The following is a 15,501-nucleotide window of genomic DNA, read 5'->3' on the forward strand; positions in this document are numbered from 1 at the left end:
GACACGGGGGTGGGCATGGGCAGGCCGTCCGGCTGGTGGCGGGGCAAGAGCACACCGGCGAAGGTCGAGACGTACACCCGGTGGTCGTTCCACTTCTTCGCCCTGCTCGAAGCGATCTCGATCGGACTGCCCGTCTTCGGGAACATGCCGGCGGCCCGGTCCTGGGCGGTGTTCCTGCTGGTGTGCGGGCACTCGCTGTGCTGCGCGGTGACCGCCTCGCGGGCACTGGACTGGACGCGCGGCACCCGGGAACAGCCCCGCGGGACCCTGCTGGCACTGGCCGCGGGCACCGGTGTGACGGCCGTCGTGGGAGCCGTCCTCTCGGGCACCCCCTGGCACCCGGCGAGCGACGGCGAGTTCCTCGTCGCCTCCTCGCTGCTCGTCGGCGTCACGGCGTTCGGCACGGGCACGGTCGCGCTCGGGACCCGTGACAGACGCCGGATGACGTACGTCGTGCTCGGCGCGGCCGCGGGTGCCGGGGCGCTCTCCCTGCCCCTCGGCTTCCCCGGCCCCGCCGCGCCGGTCACCGCTCTCCTCGTCCTGCTGACCGCCGGTTTCCTCACCTTCACCGCGGCGTTCTCCGTCTGGCTGCTCAACGCCGTCTACGAACTCGACGCGGCCCGCGAGACTCGCGCCCGGCTCGCCGTCGCCGAGGAACGGCTGCGCTTCGGCCGCGATCTGCACGACGTGATGGGCCGCAACCTCGCGGTGATCGCCCTCAAGAGCGAACTCGCCGTGCAGCTGGCCCGGCGCGGGCGGTCCGAGGCCATGGACCAGATGACCGAGGTGCAGCGGATCGCGCGGGAGTCCCAGCGGGAGGTGCGCGAGGTGGTACGGGGCTATCGCGACGCCGACCTCGCCAACGAACTGGCGGGCTCGCAAGGCGTGTTGACGGCAGCGGGCATCGACTGCGCCATCACCGGCACGGCCGCGGAGCTGCCCGCGCAGGTCCAGTCGGCGCTCGGCTGGGTCGTACGGGAGGCGACCACCAATGTGCTGCGGCACGGGAACGCCAGGACGTGCGCGCTGTCCCTGCGGGTGACACGGGAGCTGGTGACGCTCACCGTCGAGAACGACGGGGTGCCGCGGGAGGCGGGAACGGGACCCGGGCCGGACGGCGGCTCCGGGCCGAGGAGAGGCAGCGGGCTCGTGGGACTGCGGGAGCGGCTGGAGGAGGTGGACGGGGTGCTGCGGGCCGGCGCGAGCGGAGGAGTGTTCCTGCTGACGGCGGAAGTGCCGCTGCGGCCCTCCCCGGACACCCGCGCGGACCCTTCCGGGAAACCGGCCCCGGGAAGCGACGGGGCGCCACGGGAGTCGTCGGTACCGCCGGTTCCGCACCCGATGAGAGAGGCCACCCCATGACTTCCGTGCCGCCCGGCGCGCCGGCGCCCGACGCTCCCGTACGGCTGCTGCTCGCCGACGACGAACATCTGATCCGGGGAGCGCTGGCCGCGCTGCTCGGGCTGGAGGACGACCTGGTCGTGGTGGCCGAGGCTGCGACCGGACCGGAGGCACTGGCGATGGCGCGGGCGCACGCACCCGATGTCGCCGTCCTGGACCTCCAGATGCCGGGAGCCGACGGTGTGAGCGTGGCCACATCCCTGCGGGCCGAACTGCCCGGCTGCCAGGTGCTGATCGTGACGAGTCACGGACGGCCGGGGCATCTGAAGCGGGCGCTCGCGGCGGGTGTGCGCGGGTTCGTCCCGAAGACGGTCAGCGCACGGCGGCTTGCGGAGATCATCCGTACCGTTCACGCGGGAAACCGTTATGTGGACCCGGAGTTGGCCGCCGACGCGATCTCCGCGGGGGACTCGCCGCTGACCGCGCGCGAGGCCGAGGTGCTCGAATTCGCCGCCGACGGGGCGCCCGTGGCGGAGATCGCGGAGCGGGCCGCGCTGTCCCAGGGGACGGTGCGGAACTATCTGTCGTCGGCCGCGTCCAAGCTGGGCGCGGAGAACCGACACGCTGCGGTGCGTCTCGCACGGGAGCGAGGTTGGGTATAGTGGCTGTCGCACCACGGCGCACGCGGACGTAGCTCAGTTGGTAGAGCGCAACCTTGCCAAGGTTGAGGTCGCCAGTTCGAACCTGGTCGTCCGCTCAAAAAGGAAGCCCCCGACTTCGGTCGGGGGCTTCTTCGTGTCCACGGGCCCGGCCGGCGGCCGGGCCCGTGGACGAGGTCAGGACCAGCTGACGCCCGTCAGACGCTCGTACGCCTCGATGTACTTGGCGCGGGTGGCCTCCACGACGTGCTCGGGCAGAGCGGGCGGCGGCTGCTCGCTCCTGCGGTCCCAGCCCGACTCGGCGGAGGTCAGCCAGTCGCGGACGTACTGCTTGTCGAAGGACGGCTGCGCGTGGCCCGGCTCCCACGCGTCGGCGGGCCAGAAGCGCGAGGAGTCCGGGGTCAGCACCTCGTCGGCGAGGACGAGCGTCTCGCCCTCGTAGCCGAACTCGAACTTGGTGTCCGCGAGGATGATGCCCCGGTCGCGGGCGATGTCGCGGGCGCGGCCGTAGATGGCGAGGGTCGCCTGGCGCAGCTCGGCGGCGGTGTCGGCGCCGACCTGACGCGCGACCTCCTCGTACGCGACGTTCTCGTCGTGCTCGCCGACCGCGGCCTTGGTGGCCGGGGTGAAGATCGGCGCGGGGAGCTCCGAGCCGTCGACGAGCCCCTCGGGGAGCGCGAGACCGCAGACCGTGCGGGTCTCGTTGTACTCGACGAGGCCCGAGCCGGTCAGATAGCCGCGGGCCACGCATTCGACCGGAGCCATCCGCAGGGACTTGCAGATCAGGGTGCGGCCGGCCCAGTCGGCCGGGGCGCCCGGCGGGAGTTCGGTGCTCAGCACGTGGTTGGGCGCCAGTTCGGAGAGCTGGTCGAACCACCACAGGGAGAGCCGGGTGAGGGTGCGGCCCTTGTCGGGGATCTCGGTGGGGAGCACCCAGTCGTAGGCGGAGATGCGGTCGCTGGCGACCATCACGAGGTCGCCCGCCTCGTTCTGGTACAGATCGCGCACCTTGCCGGTGTGCAGATGTACCAGACCCGGCACCTGAAGGGGCTCGGGCTTTTCGACGAATCCGGACACGGTTCCTCCCCGTGGTTCTGTACAAGTGACTCGATTCTCCCGTACGGGACGAGCGGCTGTGGACAGGGGGCGGCCCGAGCGGGTGCGAACGCCCGTGGCGGGGGTGCGTCACAGGCGCCCGCGGGGCTTTCTCAGTCGTGTTTGCAGATGCGGTCGAGGAGATTGGCGGTCGCCCGCTGGATACGGGGGTCCACGTGGCCGGGGCGGTCGAGGGCCGGGGACCACGCGAACGTTCCGGACGCGAAGACCAGGGCGCCGGACGGGGCGCGGTAGAGCGAGGTCTCCTGATGCCGCAGGACGCCCTCGCTGTCCGGGTACGGGGAGTGCGCCAGCAGGATCCGGTCCTGGTGCTCCGGCAGTGGGGTGCGCGGGAAGTAACGGTCCGCCTCGCCCGCGACCATGCCCTCCACCTCGTCGCCGTCGTGCGCCCCGGTCGCCTCCCACAGCCAGTGGCCGGCGTTGCGGACGATCAGGGGGGACGGCTCGGGGACGCGCCCCGCGTACTGGATGCCGATGAGCTGCTGCTCCGGGCGGTCGATCTCGCGCCACAGGACGGGCTTGCCGGGACCCCTGCGTTTCCGGCAGGTCAGCAGCCGGTCGGCGACACCCGACGGGGACGGCCCCAGCTCCACCTGCCAGTACATGGTGTTGGCGGAGAGGAAGACGAGCGAGGTGCCGTGCTCGCGGGCGAGTTCCGTGGTGCGGCGCATCTGCGGCGACCAGTACTCGTCGTGGCCCGGGAAGACCAGGCCCCGGTAGCGGGTGGGGTCGACGCGGCCGGCGTGCAGGTCTCGGGCGTCGGCGTAGGCGAGGTCGTAGCCGTAGCGCTCGGCCCAGCGGATGAAGTCGTAGGCGTGGCCCACATGGAGGGGCAGGCCCGCGCCCGCGTACGGGCGGTCGAAGGAGACGGTGGTCGCGGCGTCGGCCTCGCCGAGGAGCCGGCCGCTCTCGTCCCACGCGTGGTACAGGCTGGCGCCGGTGTGGCCGTCCTCCGGATACAGGTTGTACGCCTGCCAGGTGATGTCCGGGAGCAGGAGGAGCAGATCGGCCGTCTGGTGGTTGCGGACGGTGAAGGGGACGTGCGAGCGGTAGCCGTCGAGGGTGGTCAGGACGGCGACGTAGGCGCCGACGTTCCAGTAGGTCGGGATCTGGAGGCGCCAGGACAGCCACCAGTGGTGGCAGGAGACCGTGCGGTCGGCGGTGAGCGGCGGCGGCTGGACGATCCCGGAGAGCCGGGGGCTCGTGGTGATCTTGCTGGCGCCGTCGCCGCCGTAGTGGCCGATGCGGTAGATGTCGACGCTGAATTCCTGCGGCGGGTCGACCGTCACATGGAAGTCGATGGACTCGCCGGGAGCGGTGGCCCCCGTGCTGGTGAAGCCCTTGATCTGACGGTGGACGTCGTCGGCGGAGCGGGGGCCTCCGGGACCGATGCGCACACGGGTGCGGGAGGTGGACCGCGGCGCCGGGATCCGGGCGGCCGCCGGCTGCGGTGGCTGGGGCGCGTCGGTGTCCACGTACCAGGGGACGACGTGGCCGGTGTCGTCGAAATAGGTCTCGCTGCCGCGGAGCCAGGGAACGGGTCCCAGGCCGAAGGGATCCGTGACGGCGTGCGCGAGTGCTCCCGACTCCCAGCGGCGGATCTGCTCCGATCCCATGCCCGCACCCCTCCTTCGTGCCCCCGTCGTACTGGCAAGCCCTTGCGCCGTGCTCGATCGGTCCCAGCACATCACATTACGCACGCAGTCCGTCACCGTTCGTCGCGAATTGGCGGGAGTGGAACGGGCCGCTCCGGCTGGGCCGGGGCGCCTGCGAACGGTGGGGTGTGTGCACGGCCGGGGAAACGAACGGTGGGGGCGGCCGCCGGAGGGGCCGCCGTCAGACCAGCCGGACCGGTTTCTCCGGGCGGACGCCCAGATGGCGCAGCCAGTCCCGCAGGGGTGTGGGGTCCCCCGTCTCTATGAGGGTGAGGACGCGGGGGCCGATGTCGGCAGCCCGTTCACCGCCGACGAGCAGGGACGGGCCGTCCAGCCAGTCGAGTCCGGGAACCGCCCCGGCGGTGTCCATCGCGGCGCAGCAGACCATCGCCGTGACGTGGTCGGCCAGCAGCTCGCGACCGGTCCTGGGCGGCTGGAGGGGAAACAGCGGAAGCATCCGGTCGTCCCAGAGGTCGTGGTCGGAGCCCTGCTGCCCGGCGCTCCCGGCGGGCCGGGGCTTCGCCGGGGCGGACGCCTCCTCACGGGCCAGTTCGGCGGTGAGGCGGGCCGCGAGGGCCGCCGAGCGCTCGTTCCCCACGGCGAGGTCGGGGTCGTCGCTCTCGGCGATGCCCATCTCCCCGTACGCCTCCGTCCGGTGCTCGGCGAGGACGGCCACGGGGGCCGCGTCCGGGGCGGGCATGGCTCCCGCCGCCACGGACAGGTGGTCGAGCACGCGGGCCAGGGTCGGTCCGTCCGCCTCGGGCAGCGCGGGGTCGGCGGGGTGGCGGACGCCGAGCGCGTCCAGGACCCGGTGGAGCCGGGCCGCGTCGGTGCGCCACGCGCGGTCGACGACCTCGTCCGGGTAGTCCTGCCAGTCGACCGGCGCCCAGTCGGGGCCGGCCTCGGCGGGACCGCCGTGGAAGAGCCGGGCGGCGAGCAGCGAAGCGGCCTCGTCCACCGTGCCGGGCTCTTCGAGCAGGTCGCAGGCGGGACGCTCGCCGAGACGGGAGGTGAAGCCCTCGGCGAGGCGGTCGCGGCGGGACAGCTCGGTCAGGGCCGCGACGACGCCCACGTCCAGCCGGGAGGGCCAGCGGCCCATCCGCCAGGCGGGCAGCGCGACCCGGGTCAGCAGGCGGTCCCAGCCCGCGTACGCCAGGCCCACCTGTTCCTGGGCGACGATCCGCACGCCGTAGTCCACAGCCTGTGCACGCTCGGCCGACGCGGACGCCACGGCCCGCTCCATCTCGGCCGCGTGACCCCGGCAGCCGCGCAGCAGGAGCCGGGTGACCCAGCCGACTCCGGCCAGGACCGTGCGGGACAGCGGGCCGCGGCCGGGTGCCGAGGCCACCGCCACCGCCGCGTCCAGGCCTCGGACGAAGCGGCGGGCCGCGGCTATGTCCGGGTGCGCCGACGGGCCCGTACCGGCGACGACGGGGGCGAGGACCGCCCGCAGCTCGCCGACCCGCATCCACCACAGGAACGGGGAGCCGATGACGAGGACGGGGGCGGCGGTGACCCGGGCGGCGCGGGCCGTCAGCGTGGTCACCGGGCCGCTTCCGGCCGGGCCTCGGCGCGGGCCGTCCGGCTCGTCCCCTCCACCCGGGAAGAACCGGCCGAGGGCCCGGTGGGTGCGGTCCTCCAGCCAGCTGTCGCAGTCCGGGGTGAGCGCTATCGCCGAGGGGGCCGGGACGTCGAGACGGTCGGCCAGGTCACGGACCATGCGGTAGAGATCGGGGGCCGATTCCTCGGAGATCGGGACCGTGGGGCTCGTCGCGGGCCGGGCACGGGCCACGACGAGCGCGATGCCCGCCGCCGCCAGAAGGACGAGAACGGCGAACACCGTCACGACCCCTCCCGCGATCCCCCAGGACGTACCGGTGATGCGGCCGGTGTATCCACCGACGAGCAGCACGACGGCCACGGCCGCGGGCAGCAGGGCGACAGCCAGCGCCCTGCTGCGGATGCGCAGCACAGCGAGAGCCCGGGAGCGCGCTGCCTGCGCGCCCGCCTCCACACCCATACCGGTCACGACCGGACGTCACCCCCTCTTGTCCGCCGGGCTCCGGCCCTGTCGCTGCCGGTGCCGACGGATGCCCTGGCGTTGGTCACTCCCCCACTGTGGCACCCGCCGCCGACATCGCAATGCCGGTGGGCCAAGTGCCGGAATGCCTTCGCCGCACCCTAGTTGGGGCCCCGGCCCTCGTCAGCCGGATACGGCATCGGTCACCCGATGGAATGGCTCTGGGGAAAGGTGGATGACGGCAGACCCCCGACAGGCTTCCGGTTCCGTACAGGAACCCGCAGGTGGAAGGGCCTGGACGCAACAAGACAAAGCCCCGGATTCCGTACGGAGTCCGGGGCCAGGTGCTGCTATGGGGGCCGTGGGCTATGCCTCGGCGGCCGCCTTCGCCGCGATGTCCGTGCGGTGCTGCGAACCGTCCAGACCGATGCGGGCGACAGCCGTGTAGGCGCGCCCGCGGGCCTCGGTGAGGCCGGATCCGATCGCTGTGACGGACAGCACTCGACCGCCCGCGCTCACCACCGCTCCGCCCTCGTGCCGGGTGCCGGCGTGCAGGACGTACGCGTGCGGGGCGTCCTCGGCGGCCACCTCGTCGAGCCCGGTGATCGGGTCGCCGGTGCGCGGGGTGTCGGGGTAGTTGTACGAGGCCACGACGACGGTGACCGCGGCCTTCTCGCTCCAGCGCAGGGGTTCGAGATCGGCGAGGGTGCCGTTCGCGGACGCCAGCAGGACACCGGCGAGCGGGGTCTGCAGCCGGGCGAGGACCACCTGGGTCTCGGGGTCGCCGAAGCGGGCGTTGAACTCGATGACCCGCACACCACGGCTGGTGATGGCCAGACCGGCGTACAGGAGTCCGGAGAACGGGGTGCCGCGACGGCGCATCTCGTCGACGGTCGGCTGGAGGACGGTCTCCATGACCTCCTCGACGAGCTTCGGGTCAGCCCACGGCAGCGGCGAGTACGCGCCCATGCCGCCGGTGTTCGGGCCCTCGTCGCCGTCCAGGGCGCGCTTGAAGTCCTGGGCGGGCTGGAGCGGGACGACGGTCGTGCCGTCGGTGATCGCGAAGAGGGAGACCTCGGGACCGTCGAGGAACTCCTCGATCACGACGCGGTCGCAGGCGTTGGCGTGCGCCCGCGCCGCTTCGAGGTCGTCGGTCACGACGACGCCCTTGCCTGCCGCCAGTCCGTCGTCCTTCACGACGTAGGGCGCTCCGAACGCGTCGAGCGCCTCCTCGACCTCCTCGGGCGTCGCGCAGACGTAGGAGCGCGCCGTGGGGACGTCGGCACCCGCCATCACGTCCTTCGCGAACGCCTTGGAGCCCTCCAGCTGCGCTGCCTCCCCCGAGGGGCCGAAGCAGGGGATGCCCGCCGCGCGCACGGCGTCGGCGACACCGGCGACGAGCGGGGCCTCCGGGCCCACGACCACCAGTTCGGCGCCGAGCCGCGTGGCCAGCGCGGCCACGGCCGCGCCGTCGAGGGCGTCGACCGCGTGCAGTTCCGCCACCTCCGCGATCCCGGCGTTCCCGGGAGCGCAGTACAGGGCGGTGACGTCGGGGTCGAGGGACAGGGAGCGGCACAGGGCGTGTTCGCGGGCGCCACCACCGATGACAAGGACCTTCACGGGGTCAGCCTAACCGCCGCACGCGGGTGCCCTTGTAGGGGCTTCCGAAGCTACGGGGATACGACGCTGGTGCGATCCTCCAGGAAGCGGGGTCCCCGACGCACCGGGCGGTGCGGCGCCGGGCATGGGGCGGAGCGGGGTCCGGGCCTGTGCGGTACGGCCCCGGGCGTGGGGTGGGGCGGGGTCTCCGGGCGGGTGCGGTACGGCCCCGCGGCGCTGGACGGACGACGTCCAGGGCCCGCGCGGCGACGTCCCGCGGCACCGGGCGAACGGCGTCCGGACCCGACCGCCGGCACCCCGCGCACCATGTGGACGCCGTTCAAGCCCGGGCGATGGCATCCCCCGCGCCGGGCGAGCGGCGCCCGGAACCAGAACTCGGCCGATGTCACTCCCGCACCAGGCTCACGGCCTTCAAGGCCCGACCGGTGACGCCTGTGACGCCCCGCGCACGGGGCGGGCGGTGGCCGGGGCCCGGTCCGCCTCTCACTCGTTCGAGAACTCCTCGACCACCGTCGCGCCGAGTTCGCGGACGATCAGTTCGTGGCCCGAGAGGGCGGACTCGTCCAGGTCGGGGTCGTCGTCCTCGGGGGTGTCGTCCTCCGGGGCGACCGGCGGCGGCTCGTAGGCCGGGGCCTGAGCGGGCGCCGACATGCCCTGGGCCTGGGGACGGCCGGTGGACGGGCCGGACTGCGGGGCCGCGGGCCCGGGGGCCTGAGCGGACGGCTGCTGGGGCGCGGGCCGCTGGCCGGCCGGAGCTCCGCCGTACCCACCACCGCCACCGCCGTAGCCGCCACCGCCGAATCCGCCGCCCGCCGGTGCGGGCGGCGGTGTCGAGCCGCCCGAGGCGTCCACGATCGCCTCGACCTTCCACTGCACGTTGAACTGCTCCGCGAGCGCCTGCCGCAGCACGTCCTCACTGCCGCTGCTCGCGAAGTTGTCCCGGGCCCCGGCGTTGACGAAGCCGATCTGCAGGGTCGTGCCGTCGAAGGCCGTGACCTGCGCGTTCTGGCTGAGCAGGATCCAGGTGAACCGGCGGCGGTTCTTCACCGCTTCCAGGATGTTCGGCCACAGCATGCGGGGATCGGGACCGCCGACGGCCGGAGCGGCCGCCTGGGGCGCTCCCGGTGCGGCGGAGGGCGGTCCGGCGGGTGCGGCGGAGGGCGTCTGCGCCGACTGGGCCGGAGGGCGGCCGCCGCCCGCTGGGGTCGTCGTGGGCCAGCCGCCGGGGCGCCGGCCGCTGCCGGCCGCCGTGGCGGTGGGCCAGGCGCCGGGCGCGGCCCCCGCGGGGGCGCCGGCCGGGGCCGCTGGCGGCTCGGGCGCCGCAGGGGCCGACGGGGGCGCGGCCGTCGGTGCCGGAGCCGTGAAGGACGCGGCGGGCGCCACAGGCGCGGCGGGAGCGGGCGTCCCGGGCGCCGCGCCCGGGACGGCGCCGGTGTTCTCCCCGCCGCCCCCCTGTCCTGCGCCCTGCCCCGTGGCCGGTCCCGTTCCCCGGGCCGCGGCACGGGCCGCCGCCAGGCCTCCCCCGGGGGAGACCGGGGAGACCGGCGGAGCCGCGGGCCCGGCCGACGGGACCGGCACCGCGCCGTGCGCCTCGGGTCCGGGCACGTAGCCCATGGCGGGGGCGGCTTGGCCGCCGGAGAAGTTCACCCCGCGCTCGATACGGTCGAGGCGGGCCATGACGGACCGCTCGTCCCTGTAGGCGGCGGGCAGCAGAACGCGGGCGCAGATGAGTTCGAGCTGGAGGCGCGGCGAGGTGGCCCCGCGCATCTCCGTCAGCCCTTCGTTGACGAGGTCGGCGGCGCGGCTCAGCTCCGCGGCGCCGAAGACCCCGGCCTGCGCCTGCATGCGCTCCACCACGTCGACCGGGGCGTCGATGAGCCCCTTCTCCACCGCGTCCGGGACGGCAGCCAGGATCACCAGGTCCCGCAGCCGCTCCAGCAGGTCGGCGACGAAGCGCCGCGGGTCGTTGCCGCCCTCGATGACGGTGTCCACGACTTCGAAGGCCGCGGCGCCGTCCCCGGACGCGAACGCCTCGACGACGGCGTCCAGCAGGGAGCCGTCGGTGTAGCCGAGCAGCGAGGTCGCCATGGCGTACGTCACACCGTCGTCGGCGGCTCCCGCCAGAAGCTGGTCCATCACGGACATGGAGTCACGCACGGACCCCGCGCCCGCCCGTACGACGAGGGGCAGCACACCGTCCGCGACGGGAATGCCCTCCTGCGTGCAGACCTCGCCCAGGTACTTGCGCAGGGTGCCCGGCGGCACGAGCCGGAACGGGTAGTGATGGGTCCGCGACCGGATCGTCCCGATGACCTTCTCGGGCTCGGTCGTGGCGAAGATGAACTTGAGGTGCTCCGGGGGTTCCTCGACGACCTTCAGCAGCGCGTTGAAGCCGGCCGGCGTGACCATGTGGGCCTCGTCGATGATGTAGATCTTGTAACGACTGCTCGCGGGCCCGAAGAAGGCCTTTTCCCGCAGGTCACGGGCGTCGTCCACACCACCGTGCGAAGCGGCGTCGATCTCGATGACGTCGATCGAGCCCCGGCCGCTCCGGGCGAGGTCCTGACAGGACTGGCACACACCGCACGGAGTGGGGGTGGGTCCCTGCTCACAGTTCAGGCAGCGGGCCAGGATGCGCGCGCTCGTCGTCTTGCCGCACCCGCGCGGACCGCTGAACAGGTACGCGTGATTGACCCGGTTGTTCCGCAGCGCCTGCGACAACGGGTCGGTGACATGCTCCTGCCCGATGACCTCGGCGAACGACTCCGGGCGATAACGGCGGTACAGCGCGAGAGACGACACGTCTACGAGGTTATAGGCGCCCACTGACATCAAGGACCGCCCTGAGCGCATCCCGGGCGCGACCCCGGCGGCATCCGGTCCCCGGCCCGCCCGGCCACGGCCCGACGGCGTCCGGGCGACCGCCCCGGAAACGCAAGCGCCCCCCACGCACCCGCCAGAGCCGACCTACCCTTGCTGCCTTCCGGCCCTGGGGGAGTTCAGTCAGATAGCGCCACGTGAGGGGCTCCGCAAAGAGTACAGGATCCCCGGGGCGGGGAACGAGTTCGCGAGCACTCCTCAACGTCTTGTATTGTTTGCCCCGGAGGATTCGCCTAGTGGCCTAGGGCGCACGCTTGGAAAGCGTGTTGGGGGCAACCCCTCACGAGTTCGAATCTCGTATCCTCCGCCAGTGCCTCACCGGGCACTAACGTCGAAGGGCCCCGCTGCTTGCAGCGGGGCCCTTCGACGTTGTCCGTCTCAGTTTCCGTCTCAGTCGGTCTCTTCTTCGGCTCCGGGCAGCTCCCAGAGGGCTCGCCCGACCTGCTGCGCGACTTTCCGGAGCATCGGTCCCGTGACGTGCATGTACCGAGCGCGCATCCGAGCCGCTCCCCCGGGCTCCCATCCCATGATCGCGTCGACCACGACGTCCGGGACGCCGAGGATCAGGAGCACGGTCGCCGCGGTGTGACGTGCGTCATGGAGGCGCCCGTCCCGGACACCCGCATCGCGAAGTAGCCGCTTCCAGACGTGGAAGTCCGTGTTCGGGCTCAACGGTCCACCGACCGGTGAGGCGAAGACGTACCCCTTGCCCTCCCAGTCCGCACCGGCCGCGATCCGCTCGCGCTCCTGGACCTCTCGGTGCTGCCGGAGAATCTTGATCAGCGGATCGGGCAGACCGATCGTGCGGCGCCCCGCCCGCGATTTCGTGGACTTGTGCTCACGCCGGGTCTGCTGCCGCTTCGGGCAGTAGCCCGCCTTCCGACCGCACGGGTTGCCCCCGCAGCCGTGCGCGTATTTGGGCCGAAGCCTGTTCTTCCGGATGCGGACGTATCCCGCGTCGAGGTCGACGTCCTCCCAGTGGAGCCCAAGCGCTTCCCCCTGCCGAAGCCCGAGCGCCAAGGCGACTACCCAGCGCGCGCTGTTGCGGAGCTTGGCCGCCTCGACGAGCAGGCTCTGCACCTCCTCGATCGTGAACGGCTCGATGTCCTCCTCTTCGAGCCGTGGAGCCTTGGCGATCTCCGCCGGGTTGTTGGGCACGTGCCCGCGTCGTACAGCCTCGCTGAGGGCCGTACGGACCGTGCGGTGCACGTGGTGAGCGGTTCCGGCCGCGCTGCCGGTGCTCTGCATCCTTTGGTAGAAGCGCTCCAGGTGCTCGGGCTCCAGCCGCTCAAGCCGATGGGCGCCCAAGCCCGGAACCAGGTGCACACGGACGTCCACCTCGTACCCGGCGTACGTGTTCTCGGAGACGTACGGCTTGGCGATGTTCTCGACCCAGTGCTCAAGCCAGGTCTGGACGGTCCACCCCTTGCCGGGCTTCCGGGGCTTCTTGTCGTCCCGGGCCCGCTCCATCTCGCGGACGGCCTTGGTCACCTCGGCCTTGGTCTTGCGCTCGATGTGGCGGCGGTCGGGCTTGCCGTCATCTTTGACACCGACCGTCACTCGACCGTGCGGCAGACCCTATTTCGGCGAGCGGGTAGCCAGATCTTCTACTGCCGTCGGCTCGTCTCCTCGGGCTGGGCCCGCGGTGGGGAGGTGCCCCAGGCCCTGTCTTCGTACGGCATTCGCAGATCATGGAACTGCGCCATCCTTGGCCTTGGCTCCGAAGCGGCTTCTGCCCGCCTGTGACGTTCCCTGCCTGTCGAGGTGCACCCCTCATGAAGTACCGATCAACGCTTGCGGCTTGGCTGAGCGAACTCGACGGTTCCCGCCTGGCACGCATACTCGCCATGCGGAAGGACGCAGCCTCCTCTCCGGAACCACGCTCGGTGGGGGAACTGGCGGACCGTCTCCAACGTCCGGGGTCCGTGGCACTCGTCCTGCCGCAACTCACACTGCCGTGCTTGCAGGCCGCCGAGGCGCTGGCAGCCCTGGGAGCCCGAGCGACCCGGGACAGCCTCGCGGAGTTGCTCGGCTCGACATCCCCTGCGGCGGTACATGCGCTGGACGCGACCCTGGAGGCACTGTCGGATCGGGCGCTCGTGTGGCACGACGGCAACGAGGCACTCCGCATGCCTACGCCCTTGCGGCAGGCGTGGAGCACGCCCCTGGGACTTGACGCCCCGCTGGAAGAGCTGCTGGCCGGCACCGCCTCAGAGGAACTGCGCGGCATGCTGGCGGTCCTGGGCATCAAGCCACCCAGCACCAAACAGCAGCGACTCGCGGCTCTGGTGGAGCATCACAGTGACACGGAACGGGTCGCCGCGTTGGTGGCTCAAGCGCCGGCGGCCACACGGAAGTTGCTTGAGCAGAGCGGCGGGTCCATGCCGCGTCAGTCACTGTTCGTCGTGTTCGGGGCTCCTGGCCGCGACCTCCAACCAGGCGCCCGATGGGCACTCGACCGCGGGCTTCTGCTCCAGGACCGTCACCGGTACGGGCCCGTCCGGATGCCGGTCGAGGTGGCCTTGGTTCTGCGGGGCCCCGATTGGCACGCTCCGTTCGAACCTCTGCCGCCCGTCACACAGTTGGCGCCCATCACCTCCTCGGAGGTGGAGCGGGAGGCCGCGGCGGCCGCCACCGCGTTCGCGGCCCATGCCGCCTCCGTCCTTTCGGCATGCGCGACCGCTCCACCGACCCGGCTGAAGTCGGGCGGGGTCGGCGCGCGTGAACTGGCCCGGCTCGGCAAGGCCGCCCAAGCGGACGACGCCGTCGTACGCATCGCTCTGGAGACCGCGTACGCCGCCGGACTGCTTGCCCGCGACGGCGATCGCGTACCTCCCACCGAGGCGTACGACGCCTGGGCCGAGCAGGAACCCGCAGAACAACTCGCCGTACTGCTCCGGGCATGGCGGGACCTGCCGCTCACCCCCACCCGGGCGCGCGACGAAGACGGCAAGGCGCTTCCCGCGCTCGCTGGTGCGCCTGACTGCGGCGGCTGTCTACAGGCCCGCCACGGGCTGCTCACGGCGGCAGCGGGGCTCCCGGCAGGACAGGGGGTGAAGGTCGCCTCGGAGCTGGGGCCGCTCGTGGCCTGGCACCGTCCGCTCGCCGACGACGCCTCGCCCCAGGACACGACACCGTTCAGCACCGTGATCCGCGAAGGTGAACTGCTGGGCGTGCTGGCACGGGGTGCGCTGTCCCCACTCGGTGCCCACCTGGCGGCCCACGCCGACGAAGAGCTCGACATCACGGCCCGGCGGCTGCTGCCCCCCGCGACCACGACAGCCCGGATCGGCGCCGACCTCACTGCCGTCGTCACCGGCACTCCGTCCGCGCGACTCGCAACGCTGCTGGATTCGATGGCCGACCGGGAGACCAGTGGCACGGCCTCGGTATGGCGCTTCAGTGCCGGTAGTATCCGCCGGGCCCTGGACGCCGGCCGCACCCCGGACGACATCACAGCCGACCTGGCAGCCGGCTCTGCCACGGCCCTGCCGCAGCCGCTGACCTATCTCATCGCCGACACCGCACGAGGTCACGGACGGGTCCGCATCGCCCCCGCGGCCTGCGTCATCCACGGCGACGAACCCGCGCTCCTCGCCGAACTCGCCGCCCACCGCGCGCTGTCCAAGCTCTCCCTACGGCAGCTCGCCCCGACGGTGCTGGTCAGCGGCAGCCCACCCGCGACGACTCTCGCCGCTCTCCGTGCTGCGGGCTACGCCCCGGTCTCCGAGACAGCCCGGGGAACGGTACGCATCGAAAAGAGCCTGCCGCAGAGGGCCGCCGCCGTCCCGCCCCCGCGAAGGAACGTGGGGCGGCGCGGCCCCCGGGCCACCACAACCCGCGCCTCGGACATGCCCACCGACACCGGGATGGACGTCCTGGCCGACCGACTGCTCAAGGCCCCGCCGACAGCGCCGGAACCCGACCCGTTCGGCAGCGGAGTGCCTTTCGCGACGGACACCGAGGAGATCGTCGCCGGATACGCGAAGCACCTGTCGTACAGCGACGTCCGCCAGGTCGCCCATGCCATCGACACCGGCGGCGCCATCACGGTCGAGTACATCGCCGCCTCGGGCAACCGGACCGTACGCACCCTCAGCGACCTGGACCTCGACCCGCCCTATCTCGACGCCTGGTGCCACCTGCGCGAAGCGGAACGCGTCTTCACTCTCTCCCGCATCCATGGCGTGATGCCCGCGTAGGACTCGGC

At 72.7% G+C, this 15,501-nt stretch carries 9 protein-coding genes, 2 tRNA genes and 1 other RNA gene; 5 read left to right on the plus strand and 7 right to left on the minus strand.

Annotated features, from left to right (window positions below; all coding sequences use genetic code 11):
• The first annotated feature begins 15 nt into the window (after positions 1–15).
• The 3 genes from OG485_RS21465 (at position 16) to OG485_RS21475 (ending at position 2,098) form a co-directional block, all read left to right on the plus strand.
• Positions 16–1,362 carry a sensor histidine kinase gene (locus OG485_RS21465; RefSeq protein ID WP_328674578.1) on the plus strand — a complete coding sequence of 449 codons (1,347 nt, stop codon included), beginning with the start codon at positions 16–18 and terminating at the stop codon, positions 1,360–1,362.
• Positions 1,359–2,003: a response regulator transcription factor gene (locus OG485_RS21470; RefSeq protein ID WP_328670040.1), complete on the plus strand. Its 645-nt coding sequence runs from the start codon at positions 1,359–1,361 to the stop codon at positions 2,001–2,003. Before OG485_RS21465 ends, OG485_RS21470 begins: the two co-directional genes overlap by 4 nt.
• Before the next feature lie 22 nt (positions 2,004–2,025).
• Positions 2,026–2,098 (plus strand) — tRNA-Gly (locus OG485_RS21475).
• 79 nt (positions 2,099–2,177) lie between these two features.
• On the opposite strand, the gene OG485_RS21480 is transcribed toward OG485_RS21475, so the two are convergent.
• The 6 genes from OG485_RS21480 to ffs all read right to left on the minus strand — a co-directional run bounded on the left by OG485_RS21480 (position 2,178) and on the right by ffs (position 11,441).
• Positions 2,178–3,077 carry a phosphoribosylaminoimidazolesuccinocarboxamide synthase gene (locus tag OG485_RS21480; RefSeq protein WP_328670042.1) on the minus strand — a complete coding sequence of 300 codons (900 nt, stop codon included), beginning with the start codon at positions 3,075–3,077 and terminating at the stop codon, positions 2,178–2,180.
• A 131-nt stretch (positions 3,078–3,208) separates the two neighbouring features.
• Positions 3,209–4,732, minus strand: coding sequence for a N,N-dimethylformamidase beta subunit family domain-containing protein (locus OG485_RS21485; RefSeq protein WP_328670044.1), 1,524 nt, complete (start codon positions 4,730–4,732; stop codon positions 3,209–3,211).
• 220 nt (positions 4,733–4,952) lie between these two features.
• Positions 4,953–6,791, minus strand: a complete 1,839-nt coding sequence (locus OG485_RS21490; RefSeq protein WP_328674579.1) for a hypothetical protein — start codon at positions 6,789–6,791, stop codon at positions 4,953–4,955.
• A 366-nt stretch (positions 6,792–7,157) separates the two neighbouring features.
• A complete protein-coding gene (purD, locus tag OG485_RS21495; RefSeq protein ID WP_328670046.1) occupies positions 7,158–8,411 on the minus strand; it encodes a phosphoribosylamine--glycine ligase in 1,254 nt (417 codons plus the stop codon).
• Between the two features lie 483 nt (positions 8,412–8,894).
• Positions 8,895–11,213: a DNA polymerase III subunit gamma and tau gene (locus tag OG485_RS21500; protein ID WP_328670048.1), complete on the minus strand. Its 2,319-nt coding sequence runs from the start codon at positions 11,211–11,213 to the stop codon at positions 8,895–8,897.
• Between the two features lie 129 nt (positions 11,214–11,342).
• Positions 11,343–11,441: signal recognition particle sRNA small type (ffs, locus tag OG485_RS21505), an RNA gene on the minus strand.
• A 72-nt stretch (positions 11,442–11,513) separates the two neighbouring features.
• Here ffs and OG485_RS21510 point away from each other — a divergent pair.
• Positions 11,514–11,601: transfer RNA gene (locus OG485_RS21510), tRNA-Ser, on the plus strand.
• A gap of 80 nt (positions 11,602–11,681) precedes the next feature.
• Here OG485_RS21510 and OG485_RS21515 read toward each other — a convergent pair.
• Positions 11,682–12,851 (minus strand): tyrosine-type recombinase/integrase, encoded by a 1,170-nt coding sequence (locus OG485_RS21515; RefSeq protein ID WP_328670050.1) that lies wholly within the window; start codon positions 12,849–12,851, stop codon positions 11,682–11,684.
• Positions 12,852–13,066: 215 nt separating this feature from the next.
• Here OG485_RS21515 and OG485_RS21520 point away from each other — a divergent pair, with 215 nt between their 5' ends.
• Positions 13,067–15,493, plus strand: coding sequence for a helicase-associated domain-containing protein (locus OG485_RS21520; protein ID WP_328670054.1), 2,427 nt, complete (start codon positions 13,067–13,069; stop codon positions 15,491–15,493).
• The last annotated feature ends 8 nt before the right edge of the window (positions 15,494–15,501 follow it).

It is taken from the genome of Streptomyces sp. NBC_00328 (assembly GCF_036139655.1).
GTDB lineage: Bacteria > Actinomycetota > Actinomycetes > Streptomycetales > Streptomycetaceae > Streptomyces.